Consider the following 18,863-nt stretch of genomic DNA (forward strand, 5'->3'; position numbering starts at 1 on the left):
GTGAATTGAAAAGGGGTAGGAACAGGGTCGATGCGCGCAGCTCAGGCGTGGCGCAAACGCAGAAAGAGCCGTAACGCGCCGCCCAGGTCGCGAATCAGCAGCAACATGGCCAGCGTCATGAACAGCCCGGCCGGCCTGGCGAGCACGGAGGGCGCCAACGGCGAACCGAGCAGCAGGCATAGCGCGACCACATGCCAGCGCCACTGGCGCAGGGCGCGCGCTTCGTCCACGATCGACTTCACGCCGGGCACGCGGGCGCCGCCTGCGCGGACGTCGCACTGCAGGTGATACCAGACCAGGAAGGGGACGATCTTGTAGAGCATGCCGTTTACCGCCGACATGCCGAAGCCGGCAATGACCAGCACGCCGGTCAGCAGGGCGCGCCGGTCGGGCGCGAGCGGCAGGAAATGCACGAGGATCGCCAGCGCCAGGCAAGCCATGGCCAGGCTCCAGTAGAAGGTGCCGACATCGGCCTTGCGCTTGCGCCGGCGGAAGAACTGGAAGGTGGTCGCGACGTACGTCAGCATCAGCGCTCCCACCCCGATTTCTGCCGCCAGTTGCAGGCCGGGCAGCTTCAGCAGCGCCGCGCCGCTCCAGGCGAGCAGCAGCGCGAACAGCAGCACCGGCATGCCCTCCTCCAGCAAGCGCGGGTAGGCTGGCGTGCCCTGGAACATGGGAATCACCTGGAACGAGACCGCCGCGGTCAAGGCCACGATCCAGCCGACCAGTCCCCAGGACGCGTGCACGTCGACGAACAGCAGCACATCCAGCATGCCGAGACCGGCCAGGTACATGGCCAGCGCCCCGCCCAGGCCCATCGTCACGGCCAGCCCCGAGATCGCCAGACGCACGCCTGCCACCAGGGGCCGGGCGGCCGGCACGATCCGGCGCGAGATCGCCGCTCCTACTGCGCTCAGGACGACCAGTCCGGCAAGGCCGAGCAGGCTGGCGGCCGTCACATAGAACCCGGGGCCCAGACCGAGGCCAAGGGCGCCGGCCAGGATGACGGTGCCCCCCGCCAGGCCACTCCAGGAGAGCAGCGCCACCGGGCCGGCCAGCTTGACCGCTGTCCCGGCGACGACCGGCAGGATCTGAAACAGCGCACCGACGATGGTCATCGTGAGGAAGCCAAGGCTCAGCAGGTGCGTCATGGCGAGCGTGACCGGCGTCCAGCGCGAGCTCAGCGCCGCCTCGCCATGCCACATCAGCAGGAGCGCTGCGGCGAATACAAAGCAGGGAGCGGTGAGCAGGAAGGGCAAGGGCACCCAGATCGGCGGCATCGCGCCATAGCTCAGTGTTCGTTGCATGATCTTTTCTGGATGGCCAGGTCGAACCTGCCGTCGTCGCGCGGGGTCAGCCGGTGGCGATAAGCATGGCGCTCGAGCACCCGGTACAAGGGAAAAGGTTCGCGGTCGATCAGGACCTGCAGGGCCATGTCAGGCGGCAGCGTCGCCAGCGCTTCCAGAATCCGTTCCATCGGCTCGGGTGGAAGCAGGCCGGACACATCGAGAAAAGCCGCGGCGGCAGTCGCTGCGCTCATGAGAGGAACTCCTTTGATTCGAAGGGGGAAACGGCAAGCGCGGTGATCGGCTCGGCCTCGCCTGCCGTGGCCAGCAGGTCGGCGAGGCTGAGCCGGTTCAGCTCGGCAAGGTAAGCCTCGGTCGCCCTGGCCAGCGATTGGCGCAGGCGGCAGGCGGCGCCGAACGGGCACGCGCCAGCGTCGCCGCCGAAGCACTGCGCCATGTGAAAATTCGGTTCTGTGCGGCGCACGATGTCGCCCATGCGAAGCTCACGCGGATCGCGGTCGAGCCGGATGCCGCCGCAGCGCCCGCGGACCGCCACGATCACGCCGTCGGCCGCCAGTTCGTTGACGACCTTGGCAAGATGGTTGCGCGAGATGCCGTACTCGAGGGCGACCTCGTCGATGGTTGCCATGCGGCCGTGGCAGCTGCCCAGGTACATCAGGAGGCGCAAGGCGTGGTCGGTAAACTCGGTCAGCCGCATGGCGTCTCCTCAGGAGCGCAATCTGAAATCGATGACGACGTCGCCGACGCTGCGCCGATGGTAGACGACGTTGACCCGTTCGCCGAAGACGTCGTCGATTTCGTTCAGCAGCGGAATCGGATCGTGATCGTTGCAGAACCTCATCGATTCGCCTGGCAACAGCGTATGCAAGGCGCCGAAGATGGCGGCATGACGAAAGCGGCGGTCGACGCCCCTGGCATCGAACACATAGGTGCGGCCCGGGCTCATGGGGGCGGAACAATCGTGTGGCATGTGCTACTCCTTTCGTGAATCTGTTGTAGATGCGAGCGGCCGCCGGAGCGGGCGGATTCGCTGCTTCAGGCGCGCGCCGCGACGGTGCCGGCGCCGGCCTGCGGCTCACGCCTGCCGCGCATCAGGCGCAGGGCGAACAGGCTGAGGAACAGGATCCCGACGGCGAACACGATGTCGCCCGGCACCCGCAGCCACACCATGTTCTCCATGAAGGCCGAATGGACGACCTCGGCCGAACGGGCGTACCACATGCCCTTGGTGATGCTGGCATGCGCCTGGTAGATGCCGGCCGGGACCAGCGACATGAAGACCATCATCGCCAGGCCGATGTTGAGCAGCCAGAAGGTCGGCCGCAGCAGCGAATCGGACCAGCCGATGCCTGCGCTCAGTCCGCGCAGGCAGAACAGCATCAGGCCGATGCCGAGCATGCCGTAGACGCCGAACAGCGCGGCGTGACCATGCGCTGCGGTCATGTTCAGGCCCTGCATGTAATACAGTGCGATCGGGGTGTTGATCGAGAAGCCCAGCAGGCCGGCGCCGACGGTGTTCCAGAAGCCGACCGCGATGAAGCACAGGATCGCCCACTTGTAGTTGCGTACCCACGGCGCCGCCCGGGTGCGCTGGTAGTTGCGATACGCCTCGATCCCGATCAGCGACAGCGGCACCACTTCGAGCGCCGAGAACATCGAACCGAGCGCGATCACCGAGGTCGGGGTACCGGTGAAGTACAGGTGGTGCAGCGTGCCGAGGATGCCGCCGAACAGGAACACGATGGTCTCGAGCACGATCGCGCTGTTGGCGGAAGCGGCGCGGATCAGGCCCAGGCGGGTGAACAGCAGCGCAATCACGGCCGTCGCGAACACTTCGAAGAAGCCTTCGACCCACAGGTGGACCAGCCACCAGCGCCAGTATTCGACCATCGAATAATGCGTGCTGCGGCCCCAGGTCAGCGAGGTGGCGTAGAAACCGCCGATGCACAGCGCCGCCAGGAACACCATGGCGACCAGGCCGCGGCTTTCGGATGGCTTGCGCAGCGCCGGCCACAGTCCGCGGCCGAGCAGGAAGGCCCAGAACAGCAGGCCGATGAACAGCAGCACCTGCCATACCCGGCCCATGCTGGTGAATTCCAGGCCCTGGTTGCCGATCCAGAACGAGAAGTCGGTGCCGGCGGCGCGCAGGGTGCCGAGCCAGCCGGTGACGGTCGAGCCGACCACGATGAACAGCAGCGCATAGAACAGCAGGTTGACGCCCAGTTTCTGGTGCTTCGGCTCGTGTCCGGAGATGGCCGGCGCGATGTACAGGCCGGTCGCCAGCCATGCGGTAGCGATCCACAGCACGGCGAACTGGGTGTGGATGGTGCGGCTGACGGTGAACGGCAGGATGTCGCCGATCGGCAGGCCGAAGAAGCTGGTGCCCTCGACCGCATAGTGTGCGGTGATGACGCCCATGCCGACCTGCGCCAGGATCAGCCCGACCACCACGAAGAAATACTTGCGGGTGGCGCGCATCGAGGGCGTGATGCCTAGCTTCGCCAGCGGGTCGCTCTCCGGTGCCGCCGGATCGTCCTCGTCCTTGTGCCTGCCGTGGACGAACACCATCCCGGCAATCGCAGCGATCATCAGGATCACGCTGGCGATCGACCAGATACCGGCGCCGGCGGTCGGCGTATTGCCGACCAGCGGCTCGTGCGGCCAGTTGCTGGTATAGCTCAGGCCTGGCTGGCCCGGGCGGTCGGTCGCGGCCGCCCAGGACGACCAGAAGAAGAAGCCGGTCAGCGCGGCACGGTCGGCTTCGACGGGAAGCGAGCCGGTCTTCATCGCATATTGCTCGCGCAGTGCGTCGAAACGGCTGTCGCTGCCGAACAGGCCGGCATAATGGCGCGCCACCTGCCGCACGGCTTGTGCGCGCAGGTCGGACAGCGCCAGCACGCCGGTGTGTGCATCATAGGTATTCCGGCGCAGCTCCTCGCGGACCCCGGCATCGACCTGGCCCCTCCGGCCAGCGTCGAGATCGCCGTAGGCACGCCCGAAGTCGCGCAGCGCCAGCAGGTCCTGCAGCGCCAGCGCCTCGCGGTGCAGCCAGTCGGCCGACCAGTCCGGGGCCAGGTAGCTGCCGTGGCCCCAGACGCTGCCCAGTTGTTGCCCGCCGGCGGCCAGCCAGGCCTGCTGGCCGTGCTGGATCTGCGGTCCTTGGTACAGCACCTGGCCTTTCGCATCGGTCACGGTGAGCGGTATCGGCGGCGCCTCCAGGTAGATCTCCCTGCCGACCCAGCCGAGTACGGAAAACGAGATCACACAGATGACGGCCAGCCATGTCCAGAGTTTTTTTGTGGCTTGCATGATTGTCCTTGTGAGAGTGAACAGAACACTGTTGCGTTGTTCTGTCCGGCATCGTAGGTCTCGGCATCAAATGATTCAAACTATTTACATCTTTTGGATAGTCCAGATCAAGAAAACCCCGCCATCGCCTGCAGGCGGGATTGCCGATGTCAGATCGTGCGCGAATAGGGCATGCGCTGGAGGGGCTGCGCGCTGCCGGTGCCGAGGTAGCGGTCGAAGACCATGCAGACATTCCGGATTAGAAAGCGTCCCTCGTCGGTCACCTGCAGGCGCCCCGGGGCGCGGGTCACCAGTCCATCCTTCTCGAGCGTCTCGATCTGGGTCTGCTCGCGCGCGAAATAGACGTCGAAAAGGATTCCATGGCGGTCTTCCAGCGCATGGATGTCGAGATCGAAGTCGCACATCAGGCGCTGGATCAGGTCGCGCCGCACCAGGTCGTCGGGACGCAGTTCGATGCCGCGTGCCACCGGCAGCTCGCCGCGATCGAGCGCCGCGTAGTACCTGCCCAGAGACTTCTCGTTCTGGCTGTAGACATTGGCGACCGCGCTGATCGCCGAGACGCCGCAGGACATCATGTCGGCCTCGGCATGCGTCGAGTAGCCCTGGAAGTTGCGGTGCAGCTTGCCGGCCCGCTGGGCCTGCGCCAGCTCGTCGTCCGGCTTGGCGAAATGGTCCATGCCGATGTACACGTAGCCATGCGTCGTGAGGTGGCCGATGCACAGGCCGAGCAGGTCGAGCCTGGTCTGGGCCGAGGGCATGTCTTCCTCGCGGATCAGGCGCTGCGACTTGAACAGGTCAGGCATGTGCGCATAGTTATAGACCGAAATGCGGTCGGGCGAGGCGGCCACCACCTTGTCCAGCGTGCGCTGCATCGAGCCCACGCTCTGCTTCGGCAGGCCGTAGATCAGGTCGATGCTGACCGAGCGGAATCCGTGGGCGCGCGCCGCCGCGATGGCGTCGAGCGTCAGCGCCTCCGGCTGGATGCGGTTGACCGCCCGCTGCACGTCCGGATCGAAGTCCTGCACGCCGAGGCTGATGCGGTTGAAGCCCTGGGTGCGAAGTTCGGCGATGCGGGCCGCGTCGACCGTGCGCGGATCGATTTCGATCCCGTACTCACCCTCGCCGTCGGGAGCGAAGTCGAAACGCTCGCGCAGGTGGCGCGTCAGGGTGTCCATCTGCGCGCCGCTCAGGTAGGTAGGGGTGCCGCCGCCGAAATGCAGCTGCTCGACCCGGTTCATGCCGCCATACAGGGCGGCCTGCATGTCGATCTCGCGCATCAGGTAAGCGAGGTATTCGGCGGCCTTGTCGCGGTCATTCGTGATGATCTTGTTGCAGGCGCAGTAATAGCACAGCGAGCGGCAGAACGGAATGTGGACATACAGGGACAGTGCAGGCCGGGCGGGCGCGGCGCGACGCCGCTCGACAGCGGCCTGGTAGCCCTGGCTGCCGAAATCCGGAACGAAACGGTCGGCGGTCGGGTAGGATGTGTAGCGCGGCCCCTGGCGGCTCATGCGCGCCACCAGGTCGGCGTTCAGGACGGTCGGCGGCAGGGTGTGGGAATGTGAATTCATGAGACAAGAAAAGATGGTAGGCCGCGCAGCGCGCGGCAGTGCGTACACGCAGGGCGCTCAGCCCTCGCGCCCGTCGATGCGCGGCCGCGCAAGGTAAGGCCCATAGACGGCGCAGAACAGGGCAAACGCCAGGCTCCAGCACGCCGCGGCCAGCACCAGGCCCCATTCGCGCACGCCGCCGCCGCCGAGGGCCGCCGCCAGGCGCGCCAGCACGCCGGCCTGCAGCAGCAGGTACATTGCGGTCTCCGCCCTCCCCGCCTTGAGCATGCGCCCGGTATGGCCGAGCGTGGTGCGGGTGATCATGCCGATGATCAGGCCGCCCATCGCCCCCACCGCCAGCAGATGCACGGCGGCACTGTGCGGCGCCATGCCGAAGCAGGCCAGCGCGAGCACCGCGAAGCCGGCCGGAATCCATGCATACGACAGATGCAGGATCCACAGCAGCGGATTGCGCAGCGTGCACAGGGGCTTCCAGCCGGCCATCCGCACCGCCTGCACCAGCGCCGTCGCCAGCGCCAGCACGCCGAGCGGCAGCGACAGCGGCAGCACGGCCCAGGCCAGGCCGGTCGCCGCGGTCAGGGCCAGGCTGGCCTTCTCCAGGCGGGGATCGCTGGTGGTGCGCACGCCGCGCACGGCATTTGCAGTGAAGTTCGGGATCACCCGTCCGCCCAGCACCGATTCGATCACGATGATGGCAACGATGGCCGCATACAGCGGCTGCAGCGGCGACAAGGCCAGCAAGCCCAGTGCACTGGCATGGAAGGCGGCATTGGCCAGGGCCAGCACTGCCAGCAGGACCACCATGACCAGGTTGCGCGTATTGCCGGCGCGCCGGATCACCCGGTACAGGGGAATCGTTGCCAGCGGCAGGAAAGCCAGGTCGACCGCCGCCGCCAGCGCCGGGGGCAGCGCCAGCATGCCGACGCGGCCGGCCACCCACAGGGCGACCAGGGCGCCGAGATGCCTGCCGCGCGGCGTCCACAGTCCGGTCCAGTTGCGGCCCGCCGTGTACAGGAAGCCGACCACGATTGCAATCACGAAGCCGAACAGCATTTCATGCATGTGCCACAGGAGATTCAGGCGCGAAGAGGCGATCCAGCCCAGGGACGCGGCGGTCCAGGCGGGAACGGCGACGCCAGCGAAGGCGGCTCCCAGCAGGTAGAACGGACGGAAGCCCAGGGCCAGGAAGGGGTGATCCTGCAAGGGACCGCTCGCGCGGGCGCCGGCCGGGTCTTCGATACGCAGCAATGTCATGGTGTTGCTCCCGTGTTGGATGGATGCCGGGCCGCTCAGCCTTCGTAGGCGCGCAGCCGCTCGGTGTCGAGGATCGTGATGCTGCGCCCGTCGATGGCGAGCATGCCGTGGTCGGCCATGTCGTGCAGCACGCGCGAGAAATACTCGGGCGAGAGGTTCAGGCGCGAAGCGATCATCTTCTTGCTTACCAAAAAAGTGACTTCCTGCCCCGGCACCGGGTCGTCCTTGAGCAGATAGCCGACCACGCGCTGGCTGCCCGAACGCAGGGAATAGGATTCGACATCCGAGATCAGCCCGTGCAGGCGGCGGCTCATGCCCGACAGCATGCGCCGTGAAAAAGCCGGGTTGCGCTCGATCTCTTCGTAGATCGCCTGCTTGCGCACGTGCAGCAGCATGCAGTCGGCCAAGGCTTCCGCCTGGACGATGTAGGGGCGATCCATGAACATCAGCGCCTCGCCGAAGCTCTGGTTGGGGCCAAGCAGTTCGACCACCTTCTCGTCCCCCTGGGACGACAGGAAGCACAGCTTGACGTTGCCATAGATGATCGTGTGAAAACCGTTGCACGGATCGCCGCGCTTGAAGATGACGTGGCCGCGCGCGGCGTGCACCTCGCTGGTGGCCGCAGCAACGGCGTCCAGCTGCTCGGCCGACAGGTCGGCAAACAGGGGCAGGCGTTTCAGGAACTGGCGCGGTTCGATGCGATGTCGTGGTGGCATGGTGGTTGGCGGCCTGGCTGGACGTGTCGTGATGTCTCGATAAGAACGGTTCAGATCATAGACTTCTGCCCGCGCAAAGGCTGTAGTTCTTTGTGCGTACGGCAGCTAGTCCGTCGTACCGACAGACCCATGCGCTGGAGCAGCCGGCGTGGCGGCCATCGTCATTCCGGCGTATTGCCGGCCCACCCTTTCCGCCCGACAATACAGGGGCCTTCCCAGCGGGATGGCGACGCGCGTTTCTCGATCAACCGTCATACGAGTACCCATATGCTGAGCGTGCAGGAAGCACTCGACCTCCTCCTGGCCCGGGCCCATCCGGTCACCGACACCGAGTCCATCGGCACCCTGGCCGCGGCCGGCCGCGTGCTGGCGGCGACACAATATGCCGGCATCGACGTCCCGCGCGCCGACAACGCCGCCATGGACGGTTATGCCGTACGCAGCGCCGAATGCGGCGCCGGCGCCGTGCTGCCGGTCAGCCAGCGCATCGCGGCCGGACACGCCCCCGCGCCGCTGGCTCCCGGCAGCGCGGCCCGCATCTTCACCGGCGCCGGCATTCCCGCCGGCGCCGACGCCGTCGTCATGCAGGAATACTGCCGCGGCGCCGAAGACGGCCGCAGCGTCGTCATCGAGCGGCAGCCCGTACCCGGCGAGCACATCCGCCGGATCGGCGAGGACATCCGCGCCGGCACCCCGCTGCTGGAGGCCGGCACCCGCCTGCGCGCGCCCGAACTGGCCTACGCGGCATCGAACGGGCTGGCCTGTCTCCCGGTGACACGCCGGCTGCGCGTGGCCATGCTGTTCACCGGCGACGAACTGACGATGCCCGGCGCAGCGCTGGGACCCGGCCAGATCTACAACGCCAACCGCTACGCCCTCGGATCGATGCTGTGCGCACTCGGTTGCGAAATCGACGACTTCGGCATCGTGCCCGACCGTCTCGATGCCACCCGTAGCGTGCTGCGCGATGCGGCCGCCGGCCATGACCTGGTGCTGAGCTGCGGCGGGGCCTCGGTAGGCGATGCCGATCACGTGAAGCCGGCGGTCGCCGCCGAAGGCAGCCTCGACCTGTGGAAGATCGCCATGAAGCCGGGCAAGCCGCTCGCCTTCGGCACGCTGCGCCGGCCCGGCGGCGCCACCCACTTCATCGGCCTGCCGGGCAATCCGGTGGCCTGCTTCGTCAGCTTCCTGCTGTTCGTACGCCCTTTCCTGCTGCGTCTCCAGGGAATGCGCGCCGTGCTGCCCCAGCCGCTGTCGATGCGGGCCGAGTTCAGCGTCGAGCGTCCCGACGAGCGGCTCGAGTTCCTGCGGGTGCGGGTCAACCAGGCCGGCAATCTCGTGCTGTCCGGCGGTCAGGGATCGGCGCTCATGCGCTCTGCGGTCCAGGGCAGCGGACTGGCCCTTCGCCCGCCCGGCCAGCGCATCGCACCCGGCGACACGCTTGCCTACCTGCCCTTCGCCGAACTGCTCGGCTGAGCCCTGCCCGCGCTGCTACCCGGCGCCGGCGCGATCGGAAAACAGGGGCGCCGGCCTGTGCACCTCGTAGCCCTGGGCGAAATCGACACCGATACCGCGCAGCGCCTCGAGCACCTGGGCGTTCTCGACGAATTCGGCGATGGTGCGCAGCCCCATGACGTGGCCGACCCGGTGGATCGCCTCCACCATCGTGTAGTTCACGCGGTCGGCAAGCAGGTCCTTGACGAAGCGGCCGTCGATCTTGATGAAGTCGACCGCCAAATGTTTGAGGTAGCCGAACGAGGACATTCCACTGCCGAAATCGTCCAGCGAAAAACGGCAGCCCAGGGCTTTGAGTTCGGTAATGAGATGGGTTGCCTGCTTCAGGTTGGCGATGGCCGCCGTTTCGGTGACCTCGAAGCAGATCCGCGCCGGATCGACCCGCCAGCGCGCCAGCTCCTCCCTCACGAACGGCAGGAAGCCCTCGTCGCACAGCGTGGTGCCCGACAGGTTGACCGCATACACTGGGGCGCCGGCGCAGTCCGGGTGTAGTTCATGAAAGCGCCGCAACAGGCTGCCGATGACCCAGCGATCGATCTGCGGCATGATGCCGTAGCGCTCCGCGGACGGAATGAAGGCCATTGGCGATACCAGCGTTCCGTCGGCCTCCGTCATCCGGATCAGGACCTCGACGTGCCCGGCCGCGCCGGATTCGGCCTGCAGCGCGCGGATCTGCTGCCCGAACAGGACGAAGCGTTCGTCCTTCAATGCCGCATGCAGGCGGCTGATCCAGCCGACCTCGCCCTTGTGGCGCTCGACCTCGAGGTCGTCGCGGGTCGAGACGTGCACGCGGTTGCGGCCTTTCTCCTTGGCGACGTAACAGGCCGAATCGGCAATCCGCATGGCATCGCACAACAGCATCTCGCCGGGCAGCAAGGCAAGCAGTCCAATGCTGACGCCGATCGGGAACACCTTGCCGCCCCAGACGAAGTCGAAGGCCCTGAGCGCCTGGCGCAGGCGCTCGGCAACGGCGAGGGCCTCGTGTGCTTCGCTGCGGTGCAGGAGCACCCCGAACTCGTCGCCGCCGAGCCTGGCCAGGGTGTCTTCCTTGCGCAGCGTCCTGCGCATGACGTGCGCAAGCTGGCGCATCAGTTCGTCGCCCGCAGCGTGACCGCAAGTATCGTTGACGATCTTGAACTGGTCGAGGTCCAGGTACATGAGCGTGTGGCCGGCAGGGGAATCCGACTGCAGGATGGCGCTCAAACGCCGTTCGAATTCGTGCCTGTTGATGAGTTGGGTCAATGCGTCGTGGGTCGCCAGGTAATGCAGGCGCGACTCGAACTCCTGGCTGGCGGAGACATCGCGGAACACGATCAGGTGGCCGAGCATCCCGCCGGCCTCGTCGCGCATTGGCGCGACCGAGAGCGTGACCGGAATCCGGTCCCTGTCCTTGCACAGCACCCATCTGCGCGCCGGTTCGGCCGGTGTCGCGTCGGGAGACAGCGCATGCAAGTGGAACGGCTGGCCGTCCTGTTCCTCTACCGGCGAGAATACCCTGCTGAGCGGCATGCCGAGCGCGGCATCGCGGTCGCAGGCGCACAGCGCAGCAGCGGCCGGATTCATGTAGCTCACCGTTCCCGCGCCGTCGACCGCGACGACGCCGTCGCCGATCGCGCCAAGAATCAGCCGCAGGCGTTCGGTCTGCGCGTGCAGGGCGGCATGGCTCTGCATCAGGCGCTGGTTCAGCTCGCGCTGGCGCGCATCGGATTCCTCGGCGCGCTGGCGCGCCATGCGCAGTTCGTCCTCGTAGCGCCGGCGTTCGCTCGCATTGAACACGGTGAAATCGGCGCCCACCACCTTGCCTTGCGCATTCCTGCGCTGGGCAGCGTTGACCAGCACCGGGAAGCGCGTGCCATCGCGCGCCACCAGGCGCAACGCCAGTTCACAGACGGCGCCGCCGAGCTGCAGCATGGGCTGGCATTGGCCCTGGAAAAACACCCGCTCGCCGGGCGACAGGAAATCCTCCAAGCCGCGCTTGCCGATCACGTCGTCGCGGTCATATCCCGTCCATGCCAGGAACACCTCATTGCAATGGCTGATGTTCCCGTCCAGGCCCACGGCCACCATGCCGCACAAGGAATTCAGGGCGAAACCGTTCGCCGGCGCCCCTTGGTCGCCGCCGCCGGATACCGTCATCTCGTCACGCATCGGCCGCCCCGGTCATAGAAAGGCGCGGATGGCCGCAATGGTTTCCTCGGGTGCGCTCATGTGCGGGCAATGTCCGGTCGCGGCCATGATCCTGAGCGCGCTGCCGCTGATTCTCTGGTGCAGGTAGCGCCCCACCTCGAGCGGTGCGATGGCGTCGTTGCTGCATTGCAGGATCAGAGAGGGCGTGCGCACGAGCGGCAAGGCATCGCGGCAATCGCTCAGGAAAGTCACGCGCGCGAACTGCTTCGCCACCGTGGGATGCAGGCGGCAGAAAGTATTGGCCAGCGCCCGTCCCAATTCGGGGCGCGCGGGGTTGTTCATGATCACCGGTGCCATGCTGGCCGACCAGGTGACGAAGTTGTCCTCGAGGGCGCCGAGCAGCTCGTCCATGTCGCTGCGCTCGAAGCCGCCCACATAGCCTGCGTCGTTGAGGTAGCGCGGCGACGGCCCGATCAGCACCAGCCGGTCGAACAGCGCCGGCGCGCGGATCGCCGCCAGGATCCCGATCATTGCGCTGACCGAATGGCCCACGTAGACGATGTCGCGCAGTTGCGCCTCCTCGCAGATCTCGATCAGGTCCTGGGCGTAGCCGTCCAGCGAGGCATATTTCTCGGGGCAGTAGGAAGCCGGATCGGATCCGCCGGCGCCGACGTGATCGAAGCACACCGTCAGGTGATCCGACTCGAAGGCGGGCGCGACCCGGCGCCAGACCGCCTGGTCGCAGCCGAAGCCGTGGGCGAAGACGATGGTCCTGTCGCCCGCGCCCGCGAAGCGTACGTTGTTGCGCCACAGGGCCGACTGGGCGCCCGCGTCGGGCTGTGCGCTTGCCACGCCGGCCGGGTTCAGGAGCGCGTCCATGCCAGCTCCTCGTCCTTGCTGTTGCCCAGCTGGAGGAGCCGGGAACCGCCGGCAGCAAGCCGCTCGCGCACGCCGGCCGGCCTGCGCGCAGCGGCGGCCGGCTGGCCGTCCGCCGCGGGCTCGGCAAGCCTGAACATGTGGACCGTGCGGGTCAGGGCGCCGGCCTGGTCCTGCATCGACTGTGCCGCTGCGGCGGCCTGCTCGACCAGCGCGGCATTCTGTTGCGTCACCGCGTCCATCTGAGTCACGGCCTGGTTGACCTGTTCGATGCCGCTGCGCTGTTCGTCGCTGGCGGCGCTGATGTCCGCCATCAGGTCGGTCACGCGCTGGACACTGCCCAGGACCTGGCGCATGGTATCGGCCGCCTCGCTGGTCAGGCGCGTTCCGTCCGAAATCTTGTCGACGGAATCGCCGATCAGGACCTTGATCTCTTTCGCTGCGGCTGCGGAGCGATGCGCCAAATTGCGCACCTCGGAGGCCACTACCGCAAAGCCCCTGCCCTGCTCGCCGGCCCGCGCCGCCTCGACTGCCGCATTCAGAGCCAGGATATTGGTCTGGAACGCGATCCCGTCGATGATCCCCGTGATGTCTTCGATGCGCCGCGCGCTCTCGCTGATCGACGACATGGTCGCGCCGACAGACGCCACCGCCTCGCTGCCCTCGGCCGTGATCAGCGAGGTCGAATTGGCCAGCGCGCTGGCCTGGCGGGCATTCGAGGCGTTCTGCTGCACGGTCCCGGTCAGTTCTTCCATCGACGAGGCGGTCTGTTGCAGCGCACTGGCCTGCATTTCGGTCCGCGCGGCAAGGTCAAGGTTCCCGCTGGCGATCTGGCTCGAGGCAGTGGCGATCGTGTCCGTGCCCTGACGCACCTCGTTCACCATGTGGCCAAGATTGTCATTCATGATCTCGAGCGCCTGCAGCAGTTCGCCCAGCTCGTCGCAGGAGGTGATCTCGATCCGGCTGCTCAGGTCGCCGCCGGCCACTGCCTGCGCTACCTGCACCGCCCTGCGCAGCGGCCGCACGATGGAGCGTGCCAGCCAGATCGCGAACGCGGCGCCGGCGCCGAGCGCCAGCAGTCCCAGCACCAGCATCTGGGTGGCGCTGGAGGAAATCATGGCGGCCACGGCCTTGCCACTGTCCCCGGCGCGGCGCTTCTGGTAGGCGGTCAGCGCCTGGACGCTTTCCTGCAGCGCGTCCAGCCTCGGCATGGTCTCGCGCATGACCAGTTGCTGGGCCTGCTCGCGCTGGCCGGATTCGATCAGCGCGCTCACCGAGGAAAACGATGCAACGTAGGCGACCCGCCGCTCGACCACGCTGGCCAGCAGCGTCTTGCCGGATTCGCTCGTGATCAGGCGCTCCAGGGTCTGGAGGGCCTGCGTGATGTCGTCCTTGTTGGCGGCGATCCGGTCACGGATTTGGGCGCGCTCGTTCGCGCCCGGCACCAGGAACAGTTCGAGCGTACGGCGCGCATTGGCGCGGGTCAGGGTATCGATCGTCGTGGCGGCATCGGCCTTCACCAGGTCCTGGTCGATGAGGGTGGCGGTGGAATGGCCGATCGCACGGAAGCCTTGCATGCCGGTCGCCAGCACCAGCACGAGCAGCAGGAGGACCAGGCCGAAGCCAGCGCCAAGGCGGGTGGCGATTTTCAGGTTGGAGAATTTCACGATAATGAAGTGTTCTGTAATTGGGGCGCCTCAGGAGGGGCGCCGGGACAAGGCAGGATATATTGCCCATGCGTAACATCAGCAGTGTATCGGCCCCCATCGTGGTCTGCGAATAGGCCGAAGTGACTACTTCCCTTCCTCCGTCATGCCGACTGTCGCGCCCGCCCGAGCCCCATACAATGAGGACATTCATGATGACTGGAGCATGGCATGTTGCAAGACCGATTTGGTCGGACGATCGAGTACCTGCGCCTGTCGGTGACGGATCGCTGCGACCTGCGTTGCACCTATTGCATCCCGACCGGATTCAAGGGCTTCGAAGAACCCGCCGACTGGCTCAGCTTCGACGAGATCGAGCGCCTGCTGGGCGCGTTTGCCCGCCTCGGCACGCGGCGCGTGCGTCTCACCGGCGGCGAACCCTTGCTGCGCCGTCACGTCAGCGCGCTGGCCGCGCGCATCTCCGCCATCGACGGCATCGACGACCTGTCGATGTCGACCAACGCCACCCAGTTGCGACGCCATGCAGGCGACTTGCGCGCGGCCGGCGTCAGCCGCATCAACGTCAGCCTCGATACGCTCGACCGCGCCTGCATGCGGGCGATCACCGGACGCGACAGCCATGCCCAGATCATGGACGGCATCATGGCCGGCAAGGAAGCGGGGTTCGAGCCGATCAAGATCAACATGGTGGCCATGCGTGGCGTGAACGAAGGCGAAATCGATCGCATGGCGGAATTCTGCATCGAACACGGCTTCGTGCTGCGCCTGATCGAGGTGATGCCGATGGGCGCTACCGGCCGCAACACGTCCTATCTCGACCTGCAGCCGATCCGCGCCCGCCTGCAGGAGCGCTACGATCTGGTGCCCCAAGCCGTCGAACTGGGCGGCGGGCCGGCGCGCTACCTCGCCACCCGCGATGGCCGTACCAGCATCGGGTTCATCACGCCGATGTCGCAGCACTTCTGCGCGACCTGCAACCGGGTCAGGCTGGCCGTGGACGGCACACTGTACCTGTGCCTGGGCCAGGAACAGAAGTTCGAGTTCCGCCCGCTGCTGCGCGGCGGCGCCAGTGACGCCGAACTCGAGGCGGCGATCCGCACGGCCATCGAACTCAAGCCCCAGAAACACGAATTCACCGAGCGGCCCGAGAAGATCATCCGCTTCATGGCCCAGACCGGAGGCTGACATGCAGGACATCGAGAAATTCATCCGCGGCTTCGGCCGCTTCCAGCAACAGTACCTGAGCGAGCCGACTGCCCTGGACAGCCTGCGCAGCGGGCAGCATCCGGGCACGCTGGTGATCGGCTGCTGCGACTCGCGGGTCGACCCGGCGCTGTTGACCGGCAGCGATCCGGGCGACATGTTTGTTGTGCGCAATATCGCCAACCTGGTGCCGCCCTGCACGCCCGACGCGCCGCCCGGCGTCAGTTCCGCCATCGAGTTCGCCGTTTGCGGCCTCGAGGTCTCGCGCATCATCGTGCTCGGCCATGCCCGCTGCGGCGGCATCCGCGCCCTGATGTCGCAGGCCAGGGTCACCGAGGAGACCGATTTCGTGGCGCGCTGGATGCGCATCGCCGAACCGGTACGCCAGGAAGTCCTGCGTGAACTGTCGCACAAACACGAGGACAGCCGCTGCCGCGCGGCCGAACTGGCCAGCATCCTGCACTCGCTGGATAACCTCATGACCTATCCCTGGATCAAGCGCCGCGTGGAAGCCGGCAAGCTCGCCCTGCACGGCTGGTATTTCGACATCGCGACCGGTTCTCTGCAGGCCTATTCCCCGCGCAAGCAAGAGTTCCTGAATCTGGTCGAGCCGCTCGCCGCCGCGGCATGAGCGCACCGACGAGCTCCGGCATGCGCGACTATCCACCGATTCCTGTCCGGCTGCGCCTGTCGACCCGCATCGCCGGCGCGCTGGTGGGCTTCCTGCTGCTGGCCCTGGCGGCGATCGGCGCAACCTTGTGGCTGTCCTGGCAACTGGAAGGCGCCGGTGCGGCGATCAACGAGACCGGTAGCCTGCGCAGGCACGAATACCGCCTGGCGATGTTGCTCGGGCGCGAGGTCCATACCCCGGGTGCCGGCTTCGACCAGGCCGCACGCCGCCAGATCGCATTGATCGATTCCACCCTGGTACTGATCGCGCGCGGCGACCCGCAGCGCCCGCTCGGGCTGCCCCCGACGACGGCCGTGCGCACCAGCTTCGACCTGCTGGCGCAGCGCTGGCACCGCGACATGCGCCCGCTGGCGCAGCAGGTGCTTGCCGCGCAGGGCGCTGACCGGCTCACGGTGCTGCGCCGTTTCCTGGCCGGGACCGATGCCTACGTCGCCGGGATCGACGAAGTCGTGCAACTGATCGAACGCGATAACGAGGTGCGCACGTTCTGGCTTCGCTCCTCGCAGCTGGCCTTGATGGCGCTGGCGGTGGGCGGCACGGTGGTGCTGGTCTACATGATGTTCAGTCTGATCGTGGCCCCCGTCGAACGCCTGCACGCCGGCCTGCGCAGCATGGCCGATACCGAGTTCGGCGTGCGCCTGGACGTCGACGGCAAGGACGAGTTCGGCCAACTGGCGGCCGGCTTCAACCAGATGGCCGACCGCCTGCAGCAGTTCTACGGCGAGCTGGAACGCAAGGTCCGCGACAAGACCGCCGCGCTGGAAGAACAGAACCGCGAACTGGCGCTGCTCTACGACAGCGCCGCCTTCCTGCAGCGGCGCCAGCCGCTGGAACCGATGTGCGAAGGTTTCCTGGAGCGGATCGTTCGCTATTTCGGGGCGGACGCCGGCTCCGTGCGGCTGGTCGACAGCGGCAGCGACAAGGTGCACCTGGTGGTCCAGCAAGGCTTGTCCGAGGCGATGGCCCAGGCCGAGCGCTGCATGCCGGTGGGCGACTGCCTGTGCGGGGAGGCCGCGCAACGCAAGGAAGCGGTGGTGCACTGGCTGGGGAGCCTGGCGCCGCTGCCCACCGCGCCGGCCGTCTCCCAGTGCGCGGCGGAAGGCTTCGTCACCGTGTCGGTGTTCCAGATCTTCGCGCAAGACCAGCACCTTGGCGTGTTCAGCCTGCATTTCCGCAGCGAACGACACTTCGACGCACACGGCACCGCCCTGCTCGACACCCTGGGACGGCTGCTGGGCACGGCGATCGAGAACATCCGCCTGGCCGCCCGCGAACGCGAGATGGCGATTTCGGAAGAACGCAACATGGTGGCCCGTGGTTTGCACGACAGCATCGCCCAGGGCTTGAATTTCCTGAACCTGCAGGTGCAGATGCTGGAGGCGTCGCTGCGCAACGGCCAGCAGCAGGAGGCCGCCGAGATCGTGCCGGCGCTGCGTGCCGGCGTCAAGGAAAGCTACGAGGATGTGCGCGAACTGCTGCAGAACTTCCGCAGCCGCCTGGAAGAAGAGGACTTGAATGGCGCCTTGCGCAAGGCGGTGCGAAAATTCCGCGACCAGACCGGGCACGAGGCCAGCTTCGTCGCCGAGGGCAGCGGCGGTCCGCCGTTCGCGCGCGAGGAGCAGTTGCAGATCCTGTTCATCGTGCAGGAAGCCCTGTCGAACATCCGCAAGCATGCCCGCGCCGACAGCGTGCTGGTCCGTGTCCGGGACGGCCAAGACTTTTCGCTCTCGATCAGCGATAATGGCGTCGGATTCGACTCATCCGTCGCATCCGACGCAGCCGGCGAGCACGTGGGCCTGCACATCATGCACGAGCGGGCCCGGCACATCCACGCCGACCTGGCCATCGAATCCAGGCCCGGCGCCGGAACAACTGTCAGCCTGCATGTGCCTAGTGCGCAGCGCCGGCTTGCCTGACTAAAATTGGAGTAATTGCATGGCCGAATCAAGCGAGCCAATTCAAGTCCTGCTGGTCGACGACCATCCCCTGTTCCGCAGCGGGGTGCGTTCTTTACTCCAGCGCAACCCGCGTTTCGCCGTGGTCGGCGAGGCATCCGACGGCATCGACGGGGTCAAGCGGGCGATGCAGTTCAAGCCCGACGTGATCCTGCTCGACCTGCACATGCCGGGCATGTCCGGGGTCGAAACGCTGCAGTTGATCCTGCAGGGCTGGCCCGAGGCCGTCGTGATCATGCTGACCGTCTCCGAGGAGGCGGAAGACCTCGCGACCGCGCTCCAGGGCGGGGCGCGCGGCTACCTGATCAAGAACATCGACGCCGACTACCTGGTGCGCGCGATCGAACGCGCCGCCGCCGGCGAATCGGTGCTGGCCGAATCCATGACCGGCAAGCTGATGGCGCAGCTGCAGAAGCAGCGCGAACCCAGGGCCCCGGCCCCGCCGTCCGAACTCGACAAGCTCACGCCGCGCGAACGCGAAATTCTTGCCTGCCTGGCGCGCGGCGAAAGCAACAAGCTGATTGCCCGCGTGCTCGACCTGGCCGAAAGCACGGTCAAGATCCACGTCCAGAACATCCTCAAGAAACTGGGCCTGTCCAGCCGGGTCCAGGCTGCGGTGTTCGCCGTCGAGCAGGGACTGAGCGGCCATTCCGAGCGCCAGTCCTGAGCCAT

16 protein-coding genes are annotated in these 18,863 nt (G+C 67.0%); 5 read left to right on the forward strand and 11 right to left on the reverse strand.

The annotated features are described in order from the left end of the window. Positions 1–41: 41 nt before the first annotated feature. From YWC_RS0100750 to YWC_RS0100785, 8 genes are all read right to left on the reverse strand, one after another. On the reverse strand, positions 42–1,307 hold the full coding sequence (locus YWC_RS0100750) for a hypothetical protein (RefSeq protein WP_027863665.1): 1,266 nt from the start codon (positions 1,305–1,307) through the stop codon (positions 42–44). Beyond that, positions 1,292–1,540 (reverse strand): DUF2249 domain-containing protein, encoded by a 249-nt coding sequence (locus YWC_RS0100755; protein ID WP_027863666.1) that lies wholly within the window; start codon positions 1,538–1,540, stop codon positions 1,292–1,294. The genes YWC_RS0100750 and YWC_RS0100755 overlap by 16 nt, the downstream gene beginning before the upstream one ends. Further along, positions 1,537–2,004 carry an Rrf2 family transcriptional regulator gene (locus tag YWC_RS0100760; protein WP_027863667.1) on the reverse strand — a complete coding sequence of 156 codons (468 nt, stop codon included), beginning with the start codon at positions 2,002–2,004 and terminating at the stop codon, positions 1,537–1,539. Before YWC_RS0100760 ends, YWC_RS0100755 begins: the two co-directional genes overlap by 4 nt. 9 nt (positions 2,005–2,013) lie before the next feature. After that, positions 2,014–2,277: a DUF2249 domain-containing protein gene (locus YWC_RS0100765; RefSeq protein WP_027863668.1), complete on the reverse strand. Its 264-nt coding sequence runs from the start codon at positions 2,275–2,277 to the stop codon at positions 2,014–2,016. 65 nt (positions 2,278–2,342) lie between these two features. Next, positions 2,343–4,616, reverse strand: coding sequence for a nitric-oxide reductase large subunit (locus tag YWC_RS0100770; RefSeq protein ID WP_027863669.1), 2,274 nt, complete (start codon positions 4,614–4,616; stop codon positions 2,343–2,345). Positions 4,617–4,765: 149 nt separating this feature from the next. Continuing rightward, positions 4,766–6,187, reverse strand: a complete 1,422-nt coding sequence (hemN, locus tag YWC_RS0100775; RefSeq protein ID WP_027863670.1) for an oxygen-independent coproporphyrinogen III oxidase — start codon at positions 6,185–6,187, stop codon at positions 4,766–4,768. Between the two features lie 57 nt (positions 6,188–6,244). Next, on the reverse strand, positions 6,245–7,441 hold the full coding sequence (locus YWC_RS0100780; protein WP_027863671.1) for an NnrS family protein: 1,197 nt from the start codon (positions 7,439–7,441) through the stop codon (positions 6,245–6,247). A 35-nt stretch (positions 7,442–7,476) separates the two neighbouring features. Further along, entirely contained in the window at positions 7,477–8,157 is a 681-nt protein-coding gene (locus YWC_RS0100785; RefSeq protein ID WP_027863672.1) for a Crp/Fnr family transcriptional regulator, read from the reverse strand. A gap of 267 nt (positions 8,158–8,424) precedes the next feature. On the opposite strand from YWC_RS0100785, the gene YWC_RS0100790 reads away from it, so the two are divergent. Then, positions 8,425–9,633: a molybdopterin molybdotransferase MoeA gene (locus YWC_RS0100790; protein WP_036212489.1), complete on the forward strand. Its 1,209-nt coding sequence runs from the start codon at positions 8,425–8,427 to the stop codon at positions 9,631–9,633. A 15-nt stretch (positions 9,634–9,648) separates the two neighbouring features. Here YWC_RS0100790 and YWC_RS27785 read toward each other — a convergent pair whose 3' ends face one another. From YWC_RS27785 to YWC_RS27790, 3 genes are read right to left on the reverse strand one after another with little or no spacing between them, the layout of a single operon-like run. After that, a complete protein-coding gene (locus YWC_RS27785; protein WP_051306116.1) occupies positions 9,649–11,820 on the reverse strand; it encodes an EAL domain-containing protein in 2,172 nt (723 codons plus the stop codon). A 12-nt stretch (positions 11,821–11,832) separates the two neighbouring features. Next, complete coding sequence (locus YWC_RS0100800) at positions 11,833–12,678, reverse strand: alpha/beta fold hydrolase (protein ID WP_084416236.1); 846 nt, start codon at positions 12,676–12,678, stop codon at positions 11,833–11,835. After that, positions 12,663–14,342 carry a methyl-accepting chemotaxis protein gene (locus YWC_RS27790; protein WP_156923422.1) on the reverse strand — a complete coding sequence of 560 codons (1,680 nt, stop codon included), beginning with the start codon at positions 14,340–14,342 and terminating at the stop codon, positions 12,663–12,665. The genes YWC_RS0100800 and YWC_RS27790 overlap by 16 nt, the downstream gene beginning before the upstream one ends. A 210-nt stretch (positions 14,343–14,552) precedes the next feature. Here YWC_RS27790 and moaA point away from each other — a divergent pair, with 210 nt between their 5' ends. Genes moaA through YWC_RS0100825 form a run of 4 tightly spaced genes read left to right on the forward strand, consistent with a single transcriptional unit; the run spans position 14,553 to position 18,858 of the window. Next, a complete protein-coding gene (gene moaA / locus YWC_RS0100810; protein WP_027863675.1) occupies positions 14,553–15,527 on the forward strand; it encodes a GTP 3',8-cyclase MoaA in 975 nt (324 codons plus the stop codon). Position 15,528: 1 nt separating this feature from the next. Continuing rightward, positions 15,529–16,176: a carbonic anhydrase gene (locus tag YWC_RS0100815; RefSeq protein ID WP_027863676.1), complete on the forward strand. Its 648-nt coding sequence runs from the start codon at positions 15,529–15,531 to the stop codon at positions 16,174–16,176. A 20-nt stretch (positions 16,177–16,196) separates the two neighbouring features. Then, a complete protein-coding gene (locus YWC_RS0100820; RefSeq protein ID WP_027863677.1) occupies positions 16,197–18,152 on the forward strand; it encodes a type IV pili methyl-accepting chemotaxis transducer N-terminal domain-containing protein in 1,956 nt (651 codons plus the stop codon). A gap of 19 nt (positions 18,153–18,171) precedes the next feature. Beyond that, entirely contained in the window at positions 18,172–18,858 is a 687-nt protein-coding gene (locus tag YWC_RS0100825; RefSeq protein WP_027863678.1) for a response regulator, read from the forward strand. Positions 18,859–18,863: the final 5 nt, after the last annotated feature.

Source organism: Massilia alkalitolerans DSM 17462 (genome assembly GCF_000427785.1).
GTDB classification, from domain to species: domain Bacteria; phylum Pseudomonadota; class Gammaproteobacteria; order Burkholderiales; family Burkholderiaceae_D; genus Telluria; species Telluria alkalitolerans.